Source organism: Pseudomonas sp. N040 (assembly GCF_015637705.1).
Lineage (GTDB): Bacteria > Pseudomonadota > Gammaproteobacteria > Pseudomonadales > Pseudomonadaceae > Aquipseudomonas.
Map to the genome: position 1 here is coordinate 16,420 of NZ_JADOBE010000006.1, position 20,519 is coordinate 36,938.

The window sequence follows — 20,519 nt, forward strand, 5'->3', positions numbered from 1 at the left end:
CACCCGCCCACCCCACGCCACCCTGCGCGGGAAAAAGCACGTTCAACCACTAACGCCGACAGAGCCATAATCAAGCCCGGCGCAGCCACCTGCGGGTGCCGCGCCATCCGTACCCTCCAGCCGCGAGCAGCCCTGCATGCAGACCCTCAATTACCTGATCGGCATGACCGCCATCGCCGCCTTCGCCATGTCCGGCGTGCTCGCCGTGGCGCGCAAGGACATGGACATCGTCAGCCTGGCCTTCATGGGCGTGGTCACCGCCCTCGGTGGCGGCACCCTGCGCGACCTGCTGCTCAACACCAGCGTGTTCTGGGTAGTGGATTTCAACTACGTGTGGATCGCCATCGGCGCCTCGCTGCTGGCGTTCTTCCTGGAGAAGTACCTGCGCGACGAGAATGTCTGGGCGGCGATCCTCTACCTGGACGCCTTCGGCATCGCCCTGTTCGGCGTGCAGTCGATCGACAAGGCGCTGCTGCTGGGGTTTTCCGCCCCGGTGGCACTGGTAATGGCGACCATCACCGGCATCGGCGGCGGGCTGATCCGCGACGTGCTCGGGCAACGCCCGAACCTGCTGCTCAGCCGCGAGATCTATGCCACCACCATCATCAGCGGCAGCCTGGTCTACCTCGCCCTGCTCGGCCTGAGCGGCAAGACCCTGCTGACCAGCATGGTCGGCGTGGCGTTCACCTTCCTCTTCCGCGCACTGGCGATCTACCGGCACTGGCGCATGCCGAAGTGGCTGACCCTGCGCAGCCATCTGAATGGCTGACGGCCCGCGTGCGCGCAGGCGGGCCGGGCGCGCCCAGGCACACCTAGGCCAGGCCGGCCAGTTCCCGGGTCAGCTGCGCCGCGCCGATCGCCCGGCAGCCAGTGGCGTTCTGCCCGCACCAGAGCGGTGAAAAATCGCCGCGACCGAGGCTTTCCGCCCGGCTGCGCAGGGTTGCGAGGGCACCCCCGGCCAGCGGGAACTCCGGCGCCAGCGGGTTGAGCGGGCCGAAGTCGCGCATCAAGCGGTTGACGATGGCGCGCGCCGGGCGACCGGTGAACAGGTTGGTCAGCGCCGTGTGCCCGGCGCCCGGCGCCTGCAGGGCGGCGCGGTGCACCGCACTGGTCGTGGCTTCCGGACACAGCAGATAGGCACTGCCGACCTGTACCCCGGCGGCCCCCAGGGCCAGGGCCGCGCGCACCCCGGCCGCATCAGCAATCCCGCCGGCGGCGATCACCGGCACGCTGACCGCCCGCACGATGCGGGGTAGCAAGGCAAAGGTGCCGGCCTGTTCGGTCAGGTCCGCCGAAAGGAAATGCCCGCGATGGCCACCGGCTTCCAGGCCCTGGGCGATGATCGCGTCAACCCCCTGTGCCTGCAGCCACACGGCTTCGGCCACCGTGGTCGCCGAGGCGATGACCTTGCTGCCCCAACTGCGTACCTGTGCCAGCAGCGCCGGAGCCGGCAGGCCGAAGTGGAAGCTCAGCAGCGCCGGGCGGAACTCCGCCAGCAGCGCAGCCGCCGCGGCGCTGAATGGCGCGCGCCCGGCAGCCGCGGGAATCTGTGCCGGGTCCAGGCCCAGCTCGGCGTAATACGGCGCCAGCGCGGTTCGCCAGGCGGCCTCGCGCGCGGCATCCGGCGGCGGCGGGGTATGGCAGAAGAAATTGACGTTGACCGGGCGCTGCGTCTGCGCCTTGAGCGCCACCAGTTCGTCGCGCAGCGCGTCCAGGCCGAGCAGGGCCGCCGGCAGCGAGCCGAGCCCGCCGGCGTTGCTCACCGCCGCCGCCAGCCGATGGTCCTGCACCCCCGCCATCGGCGCCTGGATGACCGGCAGTTCAATCCCCAGCAATTGCTGCAACGTCATCGGTGGCACCTCGGAACGAAGGGTGGTGGCCGGCACAGCGGCCCGCCGCGCGCGGTCCTACTCGGCCAGGCCTACGTACATGTTCTGCACATCGTCGTGCGCGTCGATGGCGGCGAGGAAGGCCTCGACCTCTTCCAGTTCGGCGCCACTGAGGCTCACCGGGTTCTTCGAGCGGTAGCCCAGCTCCGCCGAATTCACGCTGAAGCCGAAGGCCGGCAAGGCGCGGCACACCGCGTCGAGGTCAGCCGGGTCGGTAAGGAACAGGGTCGCGCCCTCCTCGCCCGGCTCGAAATCCTGCGCGCCGGCTTCGATGGCGGCCAGCTCAGGATCGGCATCGGCGCTGGTCGGCGAAGCCTCGATCATGCCCAGGTGATCGAAATCCCAGGCCACCGAACCGGAGGCGCCAAGCTGGCCCTTGCGGAACAGCACGCGGATTTCCGCCACGGTGCGCTTGATGTTGTCGGTCAGGCACTCGACGATCAGCGGTACCTGGTGCGGGGCGAAGCCTTCATACATCAGGCGCTCGTAGTGCACCGCGTCACCGAGCAGGCCGGCGCCCTTCTTGATCGCCCGTTCCAGGGTCTCCTTGGGCATCGAGGCCTTCTTCGCCTGCTCCACCACCAGGCGCAGGCGCGGGTTCATGTCCACGTCAGCGCCGGCGCGCGCGGCGATGGCGATCTCCTTGGCCAGCTTGCCGAAAATCTTGCCGCGGGCATTGGCTGCCGCTTCTTTACCTTTGACCTTCCACTGTGCGCCCATGGCTGCTCTCTTGGTTCCAATTGAAAAAATGACCGGCCGGCCGTCACCGGCGCGGAGCGTTAAACCCCGCCATGTTAACAGGCCGTTGAAAAATGTTGGCGAGGCAGCCGAGACAAGGCGAAAGCAGGCGAGAAAGCGCAGTTTACGAGTGGTAAATGAGCATTCCGAGCCTGTTTTCAACGCCCCCTTTCTTTAATCAAGAGGGGCAACGTAGGTAGTTTTTCAACGGCCTGTTAATGCCTTCGACAGCTTCCGGGCCAACTGACTATTCTTGCAGAACCACCGACCACTCCGGAATAGCCCATGCCGCGCCTGCTCAACGACCTGAAGATCATGCTCCTGGCCAATGCCTGGATCATTCCGGTACTCGGCGCGCTGGTGGGGGCGGTGTTCTTCTTCGTCGCGCCACCGCCACCGATGACGGCCACCCTGGCCACCGGCCAGGCCGGCAGCGCCTATGCCGAGTTTGGCGAAAAATTGCGCGCGGTGCTGGCCCGGCAGGGCTTCGAGCTGACCCTGGTGAACAGCGGCGGCTCGCGTGACAACCTGCAGCGCCTGCTCAACGAAGACAGCGGCATCAGCCTGGCGATGGTGCAGAGCGGGCTGGAACGCCAGCTCGATGCCAACCAGCGCGAACGCCTGCTGAGCCTTGGCGCGCTGTATCAGGAACCGCTGTGGCTGTTCCACCAGAAGCACCTCAACGTCGACCGCATCGCCGACCTGCGGCAGCTGCGCGTCGGCCTGGGCGGCCGCAACAGCGGCACCGCGGAAGTCAGCGAAGCGATCATGCAGGCCAACCAGATCGCCCCCGCCGACTATCCTCCGGGCTGGCAGTCGCTCGGCGGCAGCACGGCGGCCCAGGCACTGCTCAAGGGCGAACTCGACGCGGCCTTCTTCATCGCCACGCCGGACAGCCCGCTGGTGCAGCAGCTGGCGCTCAGCCCGGCACTGCGCCTGGGCAGTTTCACCCGCACCGCTGCCTATGAAGCGCGCCTCCCGTTCCTGCGCCATGTCGCGGTCGGTGAAGGCCTGCTCAACCTGGCGCAGAACAGCCCCGACCGCGACATCCTCACGCTGGCGCCGGTGGCCACCCTGGTCAGCAACGAGCAGTTCCACCCGGCGCTGGTACCGCTGCTCCTGCAGGCCGTGCGCGAGGTCATGCAGGAGGGCAGCCTGCTCGATGCGCCCGGCGCCTATCCGAGCGCCGAACCGACCACCTTCAGCCTGTCGCCGGATGCGGCGCATTACTACGCCAAGGGTTTGCCGCTGCTGCAGCGTTACCTGCCGTTTCGCATCGCCTCGCTGGCCGACCGCTACATCATCCTGCTGATCCCGCTGCTGGTGGTGCTGATCCCGCTGTTCAAGGCGGTCGGCCCGCTGTACCGCTGGCGCATCCGCGCGCGCATCTACCGCTGGTACAAGCACCTGCGCGAGATCGACCGGCAGCTCAACGCCGGCACCCTGCCCGAGCGCCTGGATGCGGAAATCCTCAAGCTGGAGCAGCTCGAGGATGAACTGGCCAAGGTCGACGTACCGCTGTCCTACTCCAACGAGCTGTACGAACTGCACGTGCACCTGCGCTACGTGGTCGAACGTCTACGGGCCTTGCAGCAGCGCCAGGGGCTGAACGGCTGAACGGTCACGCGCAGCAATTGCAGGAGCGCCGCCCCCGGCGCGAGCTGTTGCTTTGGCCTGGCGGCGCGAAGCCGGCTCCATCGCGGCGAGGGCGCCGCTCCTACAGACCCGCGCCAACACAGGCAGTCGTGCCGCAGCCTGTTAAACTGCCGCTCCCGATGACCCGATGACCGAAACCCCATGCCGATCCGCCACTGCATCGTCCACCTGATCGACAAGAAACCCGACGGCACCCCCGCCGTGCTGCACGCCCGCGCCACCGAACTGGGCAACAGCGCAGCCATGGAAAACCTCCTGGCCGACCTCAACGAAAGCTACAACGCCAAGCAGGGCAAAGCCTGGGGCTTCTTCCACGCGGAATCCGGGGCCTACCCGTTCAGCGGCTGGCTCAAGCTGTACCTGGAAGACAGCGAAGACTTCACCACCTTCAGCCGCAAGGCCGTCGAGCAGCTGAAGAAGCTGATGGAGGAGTCCAACCTGTCGGTTGGCGGCCACGTGCTGCTGGCGCACTACCAGCAGGGCATGACCGACTACCTGGCGATCGCCCTGCTGCACCACAGCGAAGGCGTGACCGTCACCGAGGCGCTGGATGTGGAACCGGCGCGGCACCTCGACCTGTCGCAGCTGCACCTGGCGGCGCGCATCAACCTCTCCGAATGGCGCAACAACGCGAATTCGAAGCAGTACATTTCTTTCATCAAGGGCAAGAACGGCAAGAAGGTCTCGGAGTACTTCCGCGACTTCATCGGCTGCCAGGAAGGCGTGGATTCGCCCGGCGAGACCCGCACCCTGCTCAAGGCCTTCAGCGACTTCGTCGAAAGCGAAGACCTCGGCGAAGACCAGGCCCGCGAGAAGACCGACGTGCTGGTCGACTACGCCAGCAGCCAGGCGCGCATCGGTGAGCCGATGACCCTGCGCGAACTCTCCGGGCTGATCGACGAAGAGCGCCCGCAAGCCTTCTTTGATCACATCCGCAACAAGGACTACGGCCTGTCGCCGGAGATTCCGGCGGACAAGCGCACCCTCAGCCAGTTCCGTCGCTTCACCGGGCGCGGCGAGGGCCTGTCGATCAGCTTCGACGCGCACCTGCTCGGCTCGAAGATCGAGTACGACGAAAGCCGCGACCTGCTGATCATCCGCCAGCTGCCGACCCAGCTGCGCGACCAGCTCAAGCGCAGGAAAGACTGATGCTCGAGCGCCTGGCCGACACCCTGCTCGACAGCTGCCGCTGCGATCCGGATGCGCCGCTGGGCGGCGATCCGGCACGCACGCTGGGGCTGGACAAGGCCAGCAGCAAGGCGCAGTTCGACACCCTCAAGCAATACCTCGACGAACAGCAGCAACTGCTCTGGGCCAACCGCGCACCCGCCGTGCTGCTGTGGCTGCAAGGCCCCGACTGTGCCGGCAAGGACGGCGTGATCCGCCACCTGTTTCGCGGCATCAATCCGCAAGGGGTGACGGTGTGCAATTTCCAGCAACCGACACTCGCCGAGCGCAGCGAAGACTTCCTCGCCCGCTATCGCCGGCGTCTGCCGGCCGGCGGGCGCATCGGCATTTTCAACCGCACGCCCTATGAAGGCGTGGTCAGCGACCTGCACGACGGCTTTATTCAGCCCGGGGATGTTGCCGGCCGGCTGCAACAGATCGCCCGCTTCGAGGACGAGATCCGCGCCAGCGGCATCCACCTGCTCAAGGTCTACCTGCAGATCTCCAAGGCCGAGCAGAAGGCGCGCCTGCAGCAGCGCCTGCTGGCCCCGCGCAAGCAATGGAAGCTCAGCGCCGGCGACCTGCCGGCGCACCGCCAGTTCACCCAACTGCAGGCCGAATGGGCCGAAGTGCTGCGCCACAGTCAGCGTGACAGCGCCCCCTGGTACGTGCTGCCGGCCGACCACAAGTGGCTGCGCAACCTGCTGCTCGCCAGCCTGGTCGCTCGCCAGCTCGACAGCCTGCAGCTGCACTGGCCGCAGCCGCCGCTGCCGTTCAGCCTGGAAGAGCTGGAAGGAAGCTGAACTGCAGGCTTGGATTGATTTCATGGGGAAGATTGGCTGTACACCGCCATTAGTGGATGGTGGACTCCACGCCTATGATTCCGTGTTGCGCCCGAAAATCATGTCGTTTTTTTCTGGTCACCAAGGTCGTATAAAAACAGTTAGGCTTCACAGGACCACCCCGCATGCTTCATCACCGAGGAGTCCATCGTGCCCACTCTTGAGAACCGCAACGTCCGAATTCACTATGAAGTACACGGGACCGGACACCCGGTAGTTCTTCTCCACGGAGGCACCGTCAGTTTCAAACACAACTATGCGGATTTTGGTTGGATCGAGTCCCTCAATGAAGCTGGCCTACAAGTGATTGGCCTCGACTTCCGCGGACATGGCAAAAGTGCCAAGCCCCATGAAATCGAGTCGTATGGCGTGGCCAATCTGGCCAGCGATGTCCTCGCCGTCCTTGACCAACTGTCGCTGGCGCGCGTATCGATTGTTGCCTACTCAATTGGAACGGCGGTTGCACTGCACTTGCTGCAAGTAGCACCCGAGCGATTTGACAGAGCCGCACTGGTCGCCACCGGGGATGGACTAATCGGGCATCCGCCTTACATTTTCGACAGCATTCTTCCGGCCTTGAAACAAGTACTCGATAGGGACGAGTATCCGCGCGACCTTCCAAAGCATCTGGCGACTTATTGGAACTTTGTCGCTGCAACGGGTGGCGACAAGCAGGCGTTGCGTGCGCTTGCGCAGGCAAGCTATCCAGCACTATCAACGACAGATGCTGCCGCTATCACTGTCCCGACACTTGTGATCAGTGGACAGAGCGACATGGTTCTTGGTCGCGGCTCACTCCTCGCAGCGGCTCTCGGTCAAGGGGAGTACCTCGAAGTTCCGGGCGCAGATCATTTTTCGCTCGCCGAGGATGCCAGCGTCAAAGCGGCCGTTTCTCACTTCATGAAACCCGCCATCGGCGAGCAGCGACAGTGACGACTGACCGATTAAAGGATTAAAGGGGCCGGCGGTAATTCAGGCCGCCCCCTTTAATCCAATCTACTTGCCTGACTGAGCCACTGGCTCAGGAATAGCCTGCAGCCCGTAGGGTGGGCAACGTTTACTTGCCCACCTGCTGCGACAGGGTCGCTGCGGGTTGTAATAAGCCTTCGCCAGCTAAAGGTTTTTAGCCCGTCCATCGGCATAGAACCCCTCCGCGATTAAACTTCCGTCTATCCACAGCTAACTTTGCCCACAGCGAAACTGACGTCGATACCTGACTGCGCGTGGTCGGCGAATTCCTTACCGAACTGGCTGACTGAAACGGAGCCCGAGAATGAATCATCTGCACGACGTAGAACTGGCCAAGGCCTACCGCCTGCTTAATCACGGGCCGGTCTCACTGGTCACCTTCGAACACGCGGGAGCCGGCAATGTGATGGCGGCTTCCTGGGTGATGCCGCTGGATTTCGAGCCACCCAAGCTGCTGCTGGTGCTTGATCGCAACACTTACAGCCGTGACTTGCTGGAGGGTTCGGGCGCCTTCGTGATCAATCTGCCGGCACGCCAGCAGGCGGAGCTGACACTGGCCGTGGGCAATTGCACCGGGCGGGGGCAGGACAAGTTCGCCCAGTTCGGCATCACGCCGCAGCGGGCGAAAGTCGTGACGGCGCCGATCGTGCCGGACTGTCTGGCCTATCTGGAATGCCGGGTGATCGACGAGCCGGGCGTGCAGCAGCGACATGACCTGTTCGTAGCCGAAGTAGTTGCCGCCTACGCCGATGCGCGTGCTTTCTCCAATGGCCGCTGGCATTTCCCCGACGATGATCTGCGCACCCTGCATTACTCAGCGGGCGGCACCTTCTACCCGACCGGCAACCCGTTCAAGGTGACCATGCCGGAAGGCTTTGATGAATGAGAGGGGCTGCCGGATGACGCGGCGCTAATCTGATCTAGCAGTTTTCGGCGGGCGACCACGACGGCGAACCGGTGTTGCTTCGACCAATGCTTTGGCTTCGGGCAGCGGCAGGAAAGCAAAGTACCGCGCGGCCTCGGCCGGGACGCCCAATGCGCGCAAGGTCATCTCCGCCGTCTTGCTGGCCCGGTCCGGTGCGGCGCGGCCTTCCACCACGCTGCGCAAACCGCCCAGGGTGATGGAGATGAACAGCTCCAGGGCCACCTGCTCGTCGCTGTAGCTGAAGGCCCCCTGGCGCAAGCCGGCCTGCAGGTCGGCGCGCAGGAACTCGATGGCGGCCGAGCGCATGCCCTCATCGAAATGCATGACCCGCACGATGGCCGCCGCCCAGTCCGGATCGACGAAGGCGCGTTCGATCAGCATGCGCATGGCGATGGCCACCCGCTGCGGTGCAGGCTCGATGCCGGTCATGGTGGCGTCGATCAGGCTGGAAAACTGTTCGATCAGCGCCACGCCGACCGCCGACAGGACTTCCTCGCGGGTGGTGAAGTAGTTGTACACGGTGCCGTTGGACACCTCGGCCTCGGCCGCCAGCTCGTTCAGCGCCAGCTCACCGACGCCCTTGTGCGCATAAATGCGCAGGGCCGCCTCGATCAGTGCCTGCCGCGTGCGCGCACGTTTCTTGTGGCCACGGGTCAGCGGCTGGTCTGCGGAATCATGCGCGGGTGCCGCGGTTACGGAGTTCATTGCCTTGCCTGTCTGAGCCTGTCGCTGGCTGCATGATAATGAGAAAGTCCCAATATTGGGATGTTGTTCAAGGACCTGTGCTCCTTATGGATTGAACGGGCTTTTGCAAGATGCGCGTAGGGTGGGCTTCAGCCCACCACACAGCGCGGGCCGATATCGGTGGGCTAAAGCCCACCCTACGCCCACCCTACGGCCACCGACAAAATCGAGCCGCAACCGCTAACGGGTGCATTGACAACCAAGAAGGCCGACAGCGCCTTGATCAAGGTCATCGTCCTTTACGTGGGCGCTTCCAGCCATCAATCCAGCAGCGCCAGGCACTCCTCGAGCAACTGCCGGGCCTGTGCCGCCGGGGCGCTGTGCATGATCACCCGGTCCGGCCGCACCACGGCCAGCTGCCCGGGCTTGATTGCCGGTACCAGCGCATCGCTCATGTCCTCGACGAAGCGGGTGTTGCCCGCCGGGCGCTGGCCTCGCAGGCCGACCTGCAGGAACTGCCCGCCGCGGGCCAGCCAGCGCGTGCGCGTCGGCTCATCGAGACCGGCCTGCGGATCGACGCCGAAGCCGACCAGGCTCAGCTGGTCGCCGAGCACCTCGTCGCTGAGCAGAATGGCGCTGCCCAGCGGCTTGACCAGGCCCTGCGCCAGTTGCCCGCCGCTGCTCTTGCCGGCGACGAACAGGCCGCTGGCGAAGTGGTTGGCCGGCTTGATCTTCAGCTCCTCGAACAGCCGCCGCAGCGGCGGCACCAGCCCGGCCAGGCGCATCAGGCCATGCACCAGCAGCGCCTTCAGCTGGCTGCGCGGCATGATCAGATGGCCCATGCGCTTGGCCAGGTTGATCATCTTGTGCGCATGCGGGCGCCGTTCGCTGTCGTAGCTGGCCAGAATCGCCGGCGCGGCGTGGCCCCTGCAGACCCAGGCCAGCTTCCAGCACAGGTTGGCCGCGTCGCGCAGCCCGGCCACCAGCCCCTGGCCGACAAACGGCGGGGTGATGTGCGCCGCATCGCCGGCGAGAAACACCCGGCCCTGCTGGAAGCTGTCGCAGCAGCGGGCATGGAAGCGGTACACCGCCTGGCGTTCGATGTGCAGGTCCTGCGGCTGGATCCAGCGCCCGAGCAGCGCGGCCAGTTGCTCCGGTTGCTCCATCTGCGCCGCGCTCTCGCCAGGTTGCAGCATGAACTCCCAGCGCTCGCGACCGCCCGGGGCCGGCATGTGCGGGGCCGGCCGGCGCGGATCACAGATGAACTCGACGTGATCGATGGCCTTGCCCTCGCGCTGGCCGGCATCGACGATCAGCCAGTCCTCGGCATAGGTCGTGCCCTGGAAATCCTGGCCGATCAGGTTGCGCACCCTGGAGCTGGCGCCGTCGGCGCCAATCAGATAGTCGGCACGCACTTCTCGGCGTGCGCCGGCGGCGTCCTTGAGAATCGCCGTGACTCCTAGCGCATCCTGCTGCAGGTCGAGCAGTTCCAGGCCGCTGCAGAACTGCACGTTCGGCCACTGCGCCACCTCCCGGCGCAGGGCCTGTTCCAGCTCCGGCTGATAGAAGGTCACCAGGCGTGGGTGGCCGTCGATGCTGCCGGCGGTGTTGGCGCGGGCGAACTGGCCGAGCAGCGGGCTGTGCATGCGCACCTCGGGAATGGCGATGCGGGCAAAGGCATCCTCGCCCAGCCCGGCCATCTGCAGGATGCGCAGCGCTTCATTGTCCAGAGCAATGGCGCGCGGGATCAGCAGGATCTCGTCGAGCCGGTCGATCACCAAGGTAGCCACCCCATAGCGCCCGAGCAGCGCGGCGATGGTGGCGCCGACCGGCCCGTAACCGATCACCAGGACAGTAGTGGATGCAGGCAGCACAGCGGTGGACGATTCAATCATGGCGACTCGACTCTGGCAGATGGGGTCTGGTCGGGGGACCGGACGGATCGCTGCGGAGCGGCTCGGCAGCGGGGTGATTAATTTTATAGCCTATATTGACACTTGTTTCAATATTGAGTTTTAATTCATTTCATTGGGCAGCGACACACTTGTTTGCTGCACTCCAACCCCGACCGACCCTCTATTCAGGCGAGCTATGACCATGGTCCAGTTGAGCACCCCGCAACCCGCCAGGCAGACGAACCCCACCATCAAGGCACAGGCGCTGGCCTACCTGATCTTCGAACGCCCGGACCTGCAGGTGGCCGAAACCTTCCTCAGCGATTTCGGCCTGCGCCTGGCCCGCCGCGATGCCGATGCCCTGTACTTCCGCGGCACCGGCACGGCGCCCTGGTGCTATGTCGTGCGCCGCGCCGCCGCGCCACGCTTTGTCGGCTTCGGCTTTGCCGCCGGCAGCCGCGCCGACCTGCTGAAGCTGGCCAGCCTGCCCGGTGCTTCGGGGCCGCAAGCCTGCAGCGCACCCGGTGGCGGTGAACTGGTGCGGCTGACCGATCCGGCCGGTTTCAGCGTCGAGGTGATCCACGGCCAGGCCCCGGTCGCGGCGCTGCCCCATCGCCAGCCGTTGCCGGCCAACCAGACCGACCAGCTACCGCGCATCAATGCCACCCAGCGACCGCCGCACGCAGCGGCGGAAATCGTCAAGCTCGGCCATGCAGTCATCGAGGTCGCCGACTTCCAGGCCGTCTGCGCCTGGTACACCGGCCACCTGGGGCTGATTCCCAGCGACGTGCAGGTGCTGCCGGACGGCTCACCGATCGTCACCTTCATGCGCCTGAACCTCGGCGACACCCCGGCCGACCACCACACGCTGGCGATCGCCCAGGGCTTCATGAATGGCTACAACCACAGTGCCTATGAAGTGGTCGATGTGGATGCCCTCGGCATGGGCCAGCGGGTGCTGCGCGAACAGGGCTACCGGCATGCCTGGGGCATCGGCCGGCACATCCTCGGCAGCCAGCTGTTCGACTACTGGGAAGACCCCTGGGGCGACAAGCACGAGCACTACTGCGACGGCGACATGTTCACCGCGGACGTGCCGACCGGCATCCATCCGGTCAGCGCCGAGGCCATGGCCCAGTGGGGGCCGGCCATGCCCAGAACCTTTACCGCGCCGAAGATGAACCGTGCCGCGCTCAAGGCGCTGTGGCATAACCTGCGGCACAGCCCGGATGTGACGCTGCGCAAGCTGATCACCCTCAAGCGCCTGTTTGGCTGAGCAACAACCAACTAACCGCTGCCGGCCCCTATGCATTTGGCCCGCACGTAGATCGATTTCGTGTAGGAGCCAGCTTGCTGGCGATGTTCTTCAAGCAGCGAATCGCCAGCAAGCTGGCTCCTACAATAATTGCAGCATTGAACACCTTACTTATTCGGGCCGGCCCCGAAAAACCCACAGGAGCACTTAGATGGCGATCAACATTGTCCGTTTCGAACACCTGAGCAAGACCCACTGGGGCGTGCTGCGCGGCCAGCAGATCGCCCTGATCCCCGGGGACTTCGCGACCACCGGCGACCTGATTCGCGGCGTCGACATCAGCACCCTGAAGACGCTGGCAACCTCCGAACTGAGCCTGGCGCAGGTCACCCTGCTCTCGCCGGTGACGCGCAACCAGCAGTTCGTCTGCCAGGGCGCCAACTACCGGCAGCACATGATCGAGTCGGGCATGGACCCGGACGCGAAGAACTACAACATGATCTTCACCAAGGCGCAGAGCTGCATCGTCGCGGCCGACAGCGACGTGATCAAACCGTCGATCGTCAACTTCCTCGACTATGAGGTGGAACTGGGCCTGATCATGCGCCGCGAGATCACCGGCAAGGTCGCCATCAGCGAAGGCAACCTGCACGATTTTGTCGCCGGCCTGGTGATCGTCAACGACTACTCGGCACGCGACATCCAGATTCCGCAGATGCAGTTCTACAAGGGCAAGAGCTTCCGCACCTTCGGCCCGGTCGGCCCGTGGTTGTGCCTGCTGGAACCGCAAGACATTCCCTACCTGAAAAAACTGCAACTGCGCCTGACGGTCAACGGTGAAGTGCGCCAGAACGACAGCACCGCCAACCTGGTGCACGGCCCGGTGGCCACCCTCAACGAGCTGGCCGGGGTGCAGGACCTGGCCGCCGGCGACCTGCTCGCCACCGGTACCCCGGCCGGCTGTGCGCTGAGCATTCCGTCACCGACCAAGATGCGCATCGCCGCGCTGCTGCCGGAAGCCAAGAAATGGGCGCTGTTCCTCAAGGCCCAGGCCGCGCGCCCGCAGTACCTGAAAGTCGGCGACCGGGTCGAGACCAGCATCCGCAGCGCCGACGGCGTAATCGACCTGGGCGTGCAGCACAACCGTATCGTGGCGGAAGCCTGATGCTCTATTTTGCGTAGGAGCGAGCTTGCTCGCGATGCCCCTGGCCTTGATCGCCAGCAAGCTGGCTCCTACCGGCGAGCAACCCCTGTTCAACCCATCACCTCCGGGAAATTTGATTCGATGAGCATACGCACCCTGCAGGACATCCTGACGCTGGAACAGAACCCGCTGCCGACTGCCGGACTGGACAGCACCTACGCCCTGCTCGCCCGCGGTGCGGCCATCGATCCGCAGGCGCCGGCGCTGTCGTTCTTCGTCCGCGTGGAAGACCACGCCACCCCGGCGCGCTGGAACCATGCCCAGTTGCTGGGCGAGATCACCCGCGCGGCCAACCTGTTCCACCGCCTGGGTATCCGTCGCGGCGGCGTGGTGGCGTGCATCCTGCCGAACCTGCCGGAAACCCATTTCACCCTGTGGGGCGCGGAAACCGCCGGCACGGTGTTTGCGGTCAACCCGCAGCTGGACGGTGCGCAGATGGCCGAACTGCTGCGCGCCGCCGGCGTGCAATGGATCGTCACCCTCGGCCCGCAGCCCGATGCGGACATCTGGCGGCGGGTGGCCGGGGCGATTGGCGGACTGGCCGGCCTGCAGGGCATCCTCGCCGTTGACCCGCTGCATCACCTGCCCGGGCACACGCCGGCACAGAGCCTGCCGGCCACGCTGGAAGGCGTGCCGGTGCTGGACTTCCATGCCGAACTGGCCGCCGAGGACGCCCGCGCACTCGGCTTTGCCGCGCCGGTCGCCAGCGATATCGCCTCCTACTTCTGCACCGGCGGCACCACCGGCCTGCCGAAAATCGCCCAGCACAGCCAGGCCAACGAAGTCGCCAATGCGCTGCAACTGGCCGCGGTGGCCGGCGCGCAGATCGCCGCGCCCGGGCGCACCACCCTGGCCGCCCTGCCGCTGTTCCATGTCAATGCCCAGCTGGGCAGCGGCCTGACCCCGTTCGCGCACGGCGGCCATGTGCTGCTGGCACCGGCGGCCGGCTACCGCAGCCCGGGGCTGATCCCGCGTTTCTGGGAGATCATTGCGCGGCACCGGGTGAACAGCTTTTCCGCGGTACCGACCATCTACGCCGCCCTGCTGCAGGTGCCGCGTGACGGTCAGGACCTGTCCAGCCTGAAACTGGCCATTTGCGGTGCCGCGCCGATGCCGGTCGAGCTGTTCCGCAGCTTCGAGCGCGAGACCGGCATGCGCATCGTCGAAGGCTACGGCCTGACCGAAAGCACCTGCGTCGCCTCGATCAATCCGCCGGATGGCGAATCGCGGATCGGCTCCATCGGCCTGCGCCTGCCCTGGCAGGAGATGCGCGTGATGCGCTTCGACGCCGCGGGCAACTGGCAGGGCGAAGCAGCACTGGATGAAGTCGGGGTGCTGTGCCTGAGCGGGCCGAACGTGTTTGCCGGTTACCTCAGCCCGCAGCACAACAAGGATGCCTGGCTGGAAACCGGCGCGGCCGACGGCCGCCCGCAGCGCTGGTTCAACACCGGCGACCTCGGGCGCCTGGATGCCGAGGGCTACTTCTGGCTCAGCGGGCGCAAGAAGGAACTGATCATCCGCGGTGGCCACAACATCGACCCGAAGAGCATCGAGGAAGTGCTCGCCGGCCACCCGGCCGTGGCCCTGTGTGCCGCCGTCGGCCGCCCGGATGCCTACGCCGGCGAAGTGCCGGTGGCCTACGTGCAGCTGCGCCAGGGCGCACTGGCCAGCGAAGCCGAACTGCTGGCCTATGCCGCGCAGCACATCAGCGAACGCGCGGCGGTGCCCAAGGCCATCCACATTCTCGACGCACTGCCGGTCACCGCGGTGGGCAAGACCTTCAAGCCGGCGCTGAACCTGCGCGAGATCGAGTCGGTGGTACGCGAGGAAGCGGCGCAGGTCGGTGCCACGCTCAGCCAACTGACGGTCGAGCAGGATCCAAAACTCGGCATGCTGGCCCGCTACCGCGTCGAGGGTGACGGCAGCGCGCTGGCCAGCGCACTGGGCCGGCATATCTTCCGCAGCGAAGCCCTTTAGTGATTGAGCGTGCTGCTGTAGGAGCCAGCTTGCTGGCGATCCGGTGCTCGAAGAACATCGCCAGCAAGCTGGCTCCTACAAAAAATCTGCAAGCAACAGGGACATGCCATGAACGACTCCACCAGCCAAGCAGCGCACATCCCCGGCGTCACCGATTTCCAGCCGCCCACGGTGCAGTCGATGCAGCGCGCGCTGCGCGTGGCCAACGCCTGGTTCAACCCGCTGTTCCTCGGCCTGGACAAGCTGGACCTGGGCAAGCCGGCGCTGTGGGTCGGCAACCACACGCTGTACGGCCTGCTCGACGTGCCGCTGCTGGCCGAGCACCTGTACCGCGAGCACGGGGTGTTCCTGCGCGGCCTGGGTGACCGCGGGCATTTCCTGGTGCCCGGCTGGAGCAAGCTGCTGGTCAATGCCGGCATGGTGCTGGGTACTCCGGAGAACTGCGCGGCGCTGATGCAGACCGGCCAGCACGTGCTGGTGTTCCCCGGCGGTGGGCGCGAGGTGATGCGGCGCAAGGGCGAGGATTACCAGTTGATCTGGAAGAAACGCAGCGGCTTTGCGCGGCTGGCCATCGAGCACGGCTACGACATCATCCCCTTCGGTTCGCTGGGTGCCGACGAGAACTTCGACATCCTGCTCGATGCCAGGGACATCAGCAGCTCACGGCTGTGGAAGCTGCTCGACGGCACCCTGAAGCTCAGCGAGCGCACCCGTGGCGGCGACATGATCCCGCCCATCGCCCGCGGCATTGGCGTCAGCCTGGTACCGCGCCCGCAGCGTTTCTACTTCGGCTTCGGCAAGCGCATTTCCACCGCCCGCCTGCACGGCAAGGCCGACGATGCCAAACGGGTCTGGGCGCTGCGCGAGAAGGTCGCCCGCTCGATTGAGGAACAGCTGGAGATGCTGACGGCTTACCGCGAGCAGGACCGGCCACAGAACTGGAGCGCCCTGCGCCGTTTTCTGGCGCCGGTGCGCAAGTAACGAGGCCGAATGATGCTGGCCATGTCCCGGCCAACGGTTGCAGATCGATTTTGTAGGGTGGGTTAGCCGCGCAGCGGCGTAACCCACCATCGATGCCAACGGCATCGCCCTTGCCGGCCTCGCGGCCGGTTGGTGGGTTACGGCCGTTGGCCTAACCCACCCTACAGGAGCGCGTGCAACCAATAACGACACTGAGCAATTAGTTAACCCTCAGCCACGGAGTCCACATGCACCCTCATCAACAGCCGGCTGCGCGCCGCATCGCTATCCGCCACGGCCTGGCCCTGGTGTTCGCCTACGCCATGGCGCTGGCCAGTCCCGCGGTGAGCGCCGCCAGTGCCGTGCAGGACCAACTGGCCATCGCCGCCAACGTGGCCAATTTCGCCCGGCGCGACCAGGGCGACTGGGCCGGCCTGCGCAACCTGTTTGGTGCCGACGGGCAGATCGCCGTGACCTGGTACCGCGGCAGCATCGACGGCTTTATCGCGGCATCACAAAAAATGGCCGAGGACGCGGGCACCCAGTCCAAGCACTGGATCGGCACGCCGCGCATCCGCCTGTGCGGCGAGCGCGCCGTCAGCGAGACCGATGTGGCGATCATGGCGCGCAGCCAGGTGGCCTCGGTGGAGGTCGACGTGACCAGCTACGCGAGCTTCCTCGACACCTTCGCCCGCGACAGCGACGGCCAGTGGCGCGTGGTGCAACGCACCGCCATCTACGAAAAGGACCGCATCGACCCGGTCGCGCCCTCGCTGCTGTTCAGCCTGATCTACCCCTTCGCCGGCTTCGACGACTACCCGCCGGCCTACCGGCACCTGGCCGCCGGCCTGGAGCGCAAGGGCTTCCAGCTGGCTGAGCCGATCATCGTGGCGCACAGCCCGGCGGAAGCCGAACTGAAAGCAGGCGCCGCGCAATGGGCCGGCTGCTGAGCACGCCCAGCAACCACGCCACCACAGTACCCACACAACGGAGCATTCCATGCACGCGCAAGTCCCTCGCCACGCCTCCCGTTCTCGGCATCTTCTGCCCGCCGGCCTGCTGCTCGTCACTGCGCTGCTCGGCGGCTGCGACAAGCTGCAGGAAACGGCCATGGACTACATCGTCAAGGACCGTACCGACTACACGCTGCTCACCGACAAGCAACATATCCGCGTGATTCTCTGCGGCACCGGCACGCCGCAGGTCAATTCGCCGCGCGGCCAGGCCTGCACCCTGGTGGCGGCCGGCGGCCAGCTGTTCCTCTTCGATGCCGGCGAGAACGCCATGCGCAACCTGGAGAACAGCCACGTCCCGCTGAGCGAGCTGAGCAGCGTGTTCATCACCCACCTGCACTCGGACCACATCAGCGGCCTCGGCGGGGTGATCAACTACACCTGGGTCAACCGCCGCGAGGTACCCCTGACGGTCTACGGCCCGCTCGGTACCGCCGGGCTGGTCAAGGGCCTGGAGCAGGCCTACGCCGACGATGCGCGCTTCCGCAGCAGCCATTTCGTGCCGCACCCGGAACTGGCCTTCGCCCGCGCGCAGACCATCCTGTTCAACACGGGCGTGGAGTCGGTGCGGGTGTATGACAAGAGCGGCGTCACTGTCGATGCCTACCGCGTCGACCACCGCCCGGTCGACCCGGCGCTCGGCTACCTGCTCAGCTACCGCGGCAAGAAGGTGTTCATCAGCGGCGACACCCGGGTCAGCGACATCTACCTGCCGGCCCTGCAGGATGCCGACCTGGTGGTGCACGAAGCGATCAACCGCCAGCTGGTCGAGGACGCCGCTGCAGCCTTGCGCCGGCAAGGCATGACGGTCGAAGCCGAGCGCGCACTGCGGACCCTCGAGTACCACTCCGACACCCTGGAACTGGCGGCGCTGGCCGAACGGGCCAAGGTCAAGCACCTGCTGCTGACCCACCTGATCCCCAGCCCGGACAACTTCGTCACCCGCTGGCTGTATGTGCGCGGCATGGCCGACAAGTACCACGGCCAGCTCAGCCTCGGCGAGGACGGCATGCAGCTCAGCCTGCCGGCAGCGCAGCCGTGACGCGTCGCTGCCGGGTAATGGCAAGGCTTTGAGCGCGCTTGCCTGGCGGCGGCTGGAGATCGTATCCAGCCACTGCCGGCGCTCAGGAACACTCATCCACCCCTTCTGGTACACACACGGAGAACCACCCGCATGGCAAGAATCATGGTCCTGGGCGCCACCGGCTCACTGGGCAAGCATGTAACCCGGCAGGCGGTGGCCGCCGGTCACGCGGTGACGGCGCTGGTGCGCACGCCGGCAAAACTGCCGACTGATCTGCGCGGCAAAATGACCGTGGTACAAGCGGACCTTGCCACGCTGCCGCTTGCCGAACTCAGCGCGGCCTTCCGCGGCCAGGATGCCGTGATCAATACCGCCGGCCTGGTAACCGAGGGCCAGGCGTTTGTCCGTCTGGTCGATCGGCTGGTGACTGCCCTGGAATCCATCCCGCCAGGTCAGCGGCCGGTGTGCTGGTTCATGGCGGGTGCGGGCCTGCTGGATATTGATGACTCGGGGCGCAGGGGTGTTGATTTGCCTAAAGTCGGCAGCACTTACGGCCCGCACAGGGTCAATTTCGAGCGCATTCGAGCCACCGATCTGGACTGGCGCGAGCTGTGTCCGGGGCCGATGGTCGAAGGGCCGGCGCTGGGCATCGACAAGCTGCGACTGTCGCTGGACAAACTGCCAGTGCAAATGCCGACCTTCGTGCAGCACCTGCCCGGCGCGCTGGTATTGCCCTTTTTTGCCCTGCGCATACCGCAGATGATCATTCCCTACGCCGATGCGGCAGCCGTGATACTGGCCAATCTTGCCGGTGACAGTGCCATGTCTCGCCACCGGGTCGGGCTGGCCTTGCCGGAGGGCATGCGCGGCAAGAAAGGCGAATGGGCAACCAGACCCGGGGATCCGGCCTGATCGAGCTGCCGGGGTTGCCGTGATGCATTGTTTCACGCCGCCCACGGATGACCACGCCTCGGTGCGTCAGCGGCCACCTGCTGCTGCACGCAGGAGCCATTTTCACGCTAGACCAACTGCACACGCGGCCTGGACTGAAGCGGTCCCTGAGCCGCACCCTGCCAGCGAGAGCACGGCTCGCAGGTAACTCATTCGACAGGGCCATAGCGCCCCGGGACCCACGATGAAAAAGACCTTCCTGGTTATTGCTGTACTGCTGCTGGCCTGGGCGAGTGCCTGGCAAATTGCCGACCGGCCGGCTCCCGCCGGCGCTCCGCTGTTCAGCGAGCGCCTGCAGCCGCAGCGCCTGCAGACCCTGGCCATCGCGGCGCCAGCCGAAGCATTGACCTTCGCCCGCTTCCTGCGCGACGGCGAGCCGCACCTGCTGCTGGTGCAGCGCTACGCTGCCGGCCAGGTCAGCGGCATTGACCTGCAACAGGCCTTGCCCGGCAGCGCGAACGATCCGATCACGCTGTTCAATGCCCAGGGCTATGCGGCTCTGGAGCAGCTGCGCGGGGCGCAGACCAGCGTGAGCGCCGACGCATTGCTGCTGCCCTTCGACGGGACTGCCAGCCAAGTGGCCATCGGCATCAACTACCCGGAGCACGGCAAGGAAGTGGCGCTGGGTGATTCCTTCGTGTTTCCCAAGCAGACCGCCGCCACGCCGCACAACGCCAGCGTGCCCGCCCGCGACTATTTGCTGGACTACGAGATCGAGCTCGGTTTCGTCACCCTCGAGCCGCTCAAGCGCGGCACGCCACCCGAGTACATGGGCCTGGTGCTGGCCAGTGACTACAGCGACCGGGCGGCGCTGATGCGCCACGTCAACCTGATGGATGTCGGTTCCGGCGCTGGCTTCACCCAGGGCAAGAGCGAGCCCGGATTCATGCCGGTTGGCAATCTGTTGGTCATCCCCAGGGACTACCAGGCGTTCTACCAAACCTTGCAGCTGGAACTCTGGTGCAACGGCGAGAAACGCCAGGAGGCCAACCCGGCCAGGATGACCTGGGGCATCCAGCGCATCCTCAGCGAAACCTTCGCGCGCGAAGGCCGCACCTGGCAATGGAACGGGCAACCGGTGGCGCTGCCGGTGGACGATGGCACCATCCCGCCACGCACCCTGTTTCTTTCCGGCACCCCCGCAGGCGTGATCTATCAGAAACCCGCCCTGCGCCAGCTGTTCGCCGGGCTGTCCGAAGCCTTCTTCACCCTGCGCTGGAATCAGCCGCAATACATCGTCGAACCCTTCCTGCGCGATGCCTACCGCTCCGGGCGCTTCCTGCAGCCAGGCGACACAGTAGTGATGCGCGCCGATCGGCTGGGGCTGATCAGCAACCGGATCGTCGAGCAGTGAGCGACGGGCCGGCAGC

Annotated in this window: 18 protein-coding genes; 14 read left to right on the forward strand and 4 right to left on the reverse strand. The window is 65.9% G+C overall.

The genetic code is table 11. The features are described 5' to 3' along the window. Nucleotides 1-136: 136 nt before the first annotated feature. On the forward strand, nucleotides 137-769 hold the full coding sequence (locus ISX93_RS10265; RefSeq protein ID WP_195778641.1) for a trimeric intracellular cation channel family protein: 633 nt from the start codon (nucleotides 137-139) through the stop codon (nucleotides 767-769). A 43-nt stretch (nucleotides 770-812) separates the two neighbouring features. On the opposite strand, the gene ISX93_RS10270 is transcribed toward ISX93_RS10265, so the two are convergent. Both ISX93_RS10270 and ISX93_RS10275 read right to left on the reverse strand, forming a co-directional pair. Beyond that, complete coding sequence (locus tag ISX93_RS10270; RefSeq protein WP_195778642.1) at nucleotides 813-1,850, reverse strand: NAD(P)H-dependent flavin oxidoreductase; 1,038 nt, start codon at nucleotides 1,848-1,850, stop codon at nucleotides 813-815. A 57-nt stretch (nucleotides 1,851-1,907) separates the two neighbouring features. Next, entirely contained in the window at nucleotides 1,908-2,609 is a 702-nt protein-coding gene (locus ISX93_RS10275; protein WP_195778643.1) for a YebC/PmpR family DNA-binding transcriptional regulator, read from the reverse strand. A 303-nt stretch (nucleotides 2,610-2,912) separates the two neighbouring features. Between ISX93_RS10275 and ISX93_RS10280 the strand changes: the two genes are divergently transcribed. From ISX93_RS10280 to ISX93_RS10300, 5 genes are all read left to right on the forward strand, one after another. After that, on the forward strand, nucleotides 2,913-4,244 hold the full coding sequence (locus tag ISX93_RS10280; protein ID WP_195778644.1) for a TAXI family TRAP transporter solute-binding subunit: 1,332 nt from the start codon (nucleotides 2,913-2,915) through the stop codon (nucleotides 4,242-4,244). A gap of 180 nt (nucleotides 4,245-4,424) precedes the next feature. After that, a complete protein-coding gene (gene yejK, locus ISX93_RS10285) occupies nucleotides 4,425-5,432 on the forward strand; it encodes a nucleoid-associated protein YejK (protein WP_195778645.1) in 1,008 nt (335 codons plus the stop codon). Next, nucleotides 5,432-6,253: a hypothetical protein gene (locus tag ISX93_RS10290; RefSeq protein ID WP_195778646.1), complete on the forward strand. Its 822-nt coding sequence runs from the start codon at nucleotides 5,432-5,434 to the stop codon at nucleotides 6,251-6,253. The genes yejK and ISX93_RS10290 overlap by 1 nt, the downstream gene beginning before the upstream one ends. A 189-nt stretch (nucleotides 6,254-6,442) precedes the next feature. Beyond that, complete coding sequence (locus tag ISX93_RS10295; RefSeq protein ID WP_195778647.1) at nucleotides 6,443-7,225, forward strand: alpha/beta fold hydrolase; 783 nt, start codon at nucleotides 6,443-6,445, stop codon at nucleotides 7,223-7,225. 340 nt (nucleotides 7,226-7,565) lie between these two features. Next, a complete protein-coding gene (locus ISX93_RS10300; protein WP_195778648.1) occupies nucleotides 7,566-8,147 on the forward strand; it encodes a flavin reductase family protein in 582 nt (193 codons plus the stop codon). A 24-nt stretch (nucleotides 8,148-8,171) separates the two neighbouring features. Here the strand turns inward: ISX93_RS10300 and ISX93_RS10305 are convergent, their stop codons facing one another. After that, nucleotides 8,172-8,891 carry a TetR/AcrR family transcriptional regulator gene (locus ISX93_RS10305; RefSeq protein WP_195778649.1) on the reverse strand — a complete coding sequence of 240 codons (720 nt, stop codon included), beginning with the start codon at nucleotides 8,889-8,891 and terminating at the stop codon, nucleotides 8,172-8,174. Between the two features lie 299 nt (nucleotides 8,892-9,190). Continuing rightward, entirely contained in the window at nucleotides 9,191-10,765 is a 1,575-nt protein-coding gene (locus ISX93_RS10310; protein ID WP_195778650.1) for a bifunctional 3-(3-hydroxy-phenyl)propionate/3-hydroxycinnamic acid hydroxylase, read from the reverse strand. A 202-nt stretch (nucleotides 10,766-10,967) separates the two neighbouring features. Between ISX93_RS10310 and ISX93_RS10315 the strand changes: the two genes are divergently transcribed. The 8 genes from ISX93_RS10315 (at nucleotide 10,968) to ISX93_RS10350 (ending at nucleotide 20,503) form a co-directional block, all read left to right on the forward strand. Continuing rightward, nucleotides 10,968-12,041 (forward strand): VOC family protein, encoded by a 1,074-nt coding sequence (locus ISX93_RS10315; RefSeq protein WP_195778651.1) that lies wholly within the window; start codon nucleotides 10,968-10,970, stop codon nucleotides 12,039-12,041. Between the two features lie 190 nt (nucleotides 12,042-12,231). Continuing rightward, nucleotides 12,232-13,185 carry a fumarylacetoacetate hydrolase family protein gene (locus tag ISX93_RS10320; protein ID WP_195778652.1) on the forward strand — a complete coding sequence of 318 codons (954 nt, stop codon included), beginning with the start codon at nucleotides 12,232-12,234 and terminating at the stop codon, nucleotides 13,183-13,185. Nucleotides 13,186-13,305: 120 nt separating this feature from the next. Then, on the forward strand, nucleotides 13,306-15,201 hold the full coding sequence (locus ISX93_RS10325; protein WP_195778653.1) for an acyl-CoA synthetase: 1,896 nt from the start codon (nucleotides 13,306-13,308) through the stop codon (nucleotides 15,199-15,201). Nucleotides 15,202-15,309: 108 nt separating this feature from the next. Further along, on the forward strand, nucleotides 15,310-16,182 hold the full coding sequence (locus tag ISX93_RS10330) for a lysophospholipid acyltransferase family protein (protein ID WP_195778654.1): 873 nt from the start codon (nucleotides 15,310-15,312) through the stop codon (nucleotides 16,180-16,182). A gap of 227 nt (nucleotides 16,183-16,409) precedes the next feature. Then, nucleotides 16,410-17,111, forward strand: coding sequence for a nuclear transport factor 2 family protein (locus ISX93_RS10335; protein WP_195778655.1), 702 nt, complete (start codon nucleotides 16,410-16,412; stop codon nucleotides 17,109-17,111). 49 nt (nucleotides 17,112-17,160) lie between these two features. Next, complete coding sequence (locus tag ISX93_RS10340; protein ID WP_195778656.1) at nucleotides 17,161-18,216, forward strand: MBL fold metallo-hydrolase; 1,056 nt, start codon at nucleotides 17,161-17,163, stop codon at nucleotides 18,214-18,216. Nucleotides 18,217-18,348: 132 nt separating this feature from the next. Beyond that, nucleotides 18,349-19,110 carry an NAD(P)-dependent oxidoreductase gene (locus ISX93_RS10345; RefSeq protein ID WP_195778657.1) on the forward strand — a complete coding sequence of 254 codons (762 nt, stop codon included), beginning with the start codon at nucleotides 18,349-18,351 and terminating at the stop codon, nucleotides 19,108-19,110. Nucleotides 19,111-19,333: 223 nt separating this feature from the next. Next, a complete protein-coding gene (locus ISX93_RS10350; protein WP_195778658.1) occupies nucleotides 19,334-20,503 on the forward strand; it encodes a fumarylacetoacetate hydrolase family protein in 1,170 nt (389 codons plus the stop codon). Nucleotides 20,504-20,519: the final 16 nt, after the last annotated feature.

Excerpts from the sequence above, each read along its gene's own strand:
- ISX93_RS10330 (WP_195778654.1), top strand. The coding sequence starts at position 15,310 with ATGAACGACTCCACCAGCCAAGCAGCGCACATCCCCGGCGTCACCGAT.
- ISX93_RS10305 (WP_195778649.1), bottom strand. The coding sequence starts at position 8,891 with ATGAACTCCGTAACCGCGGCACCCGCGCATGATTCCGCAGACCAGCCG.
- ISX93_RS10280 (WP_195778644.1), top strand. The coding sequence starts at position 2,913 with ATGCCGCGCCTGCTCAACGACCTGAAGATCATGCTCCTGGCCAATGCC.
- ISX93_RS10350 (WP_195778658.1), top strand. The coding sequence starts at position 19,334 with ATGAAAAAGACCTTCCTGGTTATTGCTGTACTGCTGCTGGCCTGGGCG.
- ISX93_RS10340 (WP_195778656.1), top strand. The coding sequence starts at position 17,161 with ATGCACGCGCAAGTCCCTCGCCACGCCTCCCGTTCTCGGCATCTTCTG.
- ISX93_RS10310 (WP_195778650.1), bottom strand. The coding sequence starts at position 10,765 with ATGATTGAATCGTCCACCGCTGTGCTGCCTGCATCCACTACTGTCCTG.
- ISX93_RS10265 (WP_195778641.1), top strand. The coding sequence starts at position 137 with ATGCAGACCCTCAATTACCTGATCGGCATGACCGCCATCGCCGCCTTC.
- ISX93_RS10275 (WP_195778643.1), bottom strand. The coding sequence starts at position 2,609 with ATGGGCGCACAGTGGAAGGTCAAAGGTAAAGAAGCGGCAGCCAATGCC.
- yejK (WP_195778645.1), top strand. The coding sequence starts at position 4,425 with ATGCCGATCCGCCACTGCATCGTCCACCTGATCGACAAGAAACCCGAC.
- ISX93_RS10315 (WP_195778651.1), top strand. The coding sequence starts at position 10,968 with ATGGTCCAGTTGAGCACCCCGCAACCCGCCAGGCAGACGAACCCCACC.
- ISX93_RS10345 (WP_195778657.1), top strand. The coding sequence starts at position 18,349 with ATGGCAAGAATCATGGTCCTGGGCGCCACCGGCTCACTGGGCAAGCAT.
- ISX93_RS10270 (WP_195778642.1), bottom strand. The coding sequence starts at position 1,850 with ATGACGTTGCAGCAATTGCTGGGGATTGAACTGCCGGTCATCCAGGCG.
- ISX93_RS10335 (WP_195778655.1), top strand. The coding sequence starts at position 16,410 with ATGCACCCTCATCAACAGCCGGCTGCGCGCCGCATCGCTATCCGCCAC.
- ISX93_RS10320 (WP_195778652.1), top strand. The coding sequence starts at position 12,232 with ATGGCGATCAACATTGTCCGTTTCGAACACCTGAGCAAGACCCACTGG.
- ISX93_RS10325 (WP_195778653.1), top strand. The coding sequence starts at position 13,306 with ATGAGCATACGCACCCTGCAGGACATCCTGACGCTGGAACAGAACCCG.
- ISX93_RS10300 (WP_195778648.1), top strand. The coding sequence starts at position 7,566 with ATGAATCATCTGCACGACGTAGAACTGGCCAAGGCCTACCGCCTGCTT.
- ISX93_RS10290 (WP_195778646.1), top strand. The coding sequence starts at position 5,432 with ATGCTCGAGCGCCTGGCCGACACCCTGCTCGACAGCTGCCGCTGCGAT.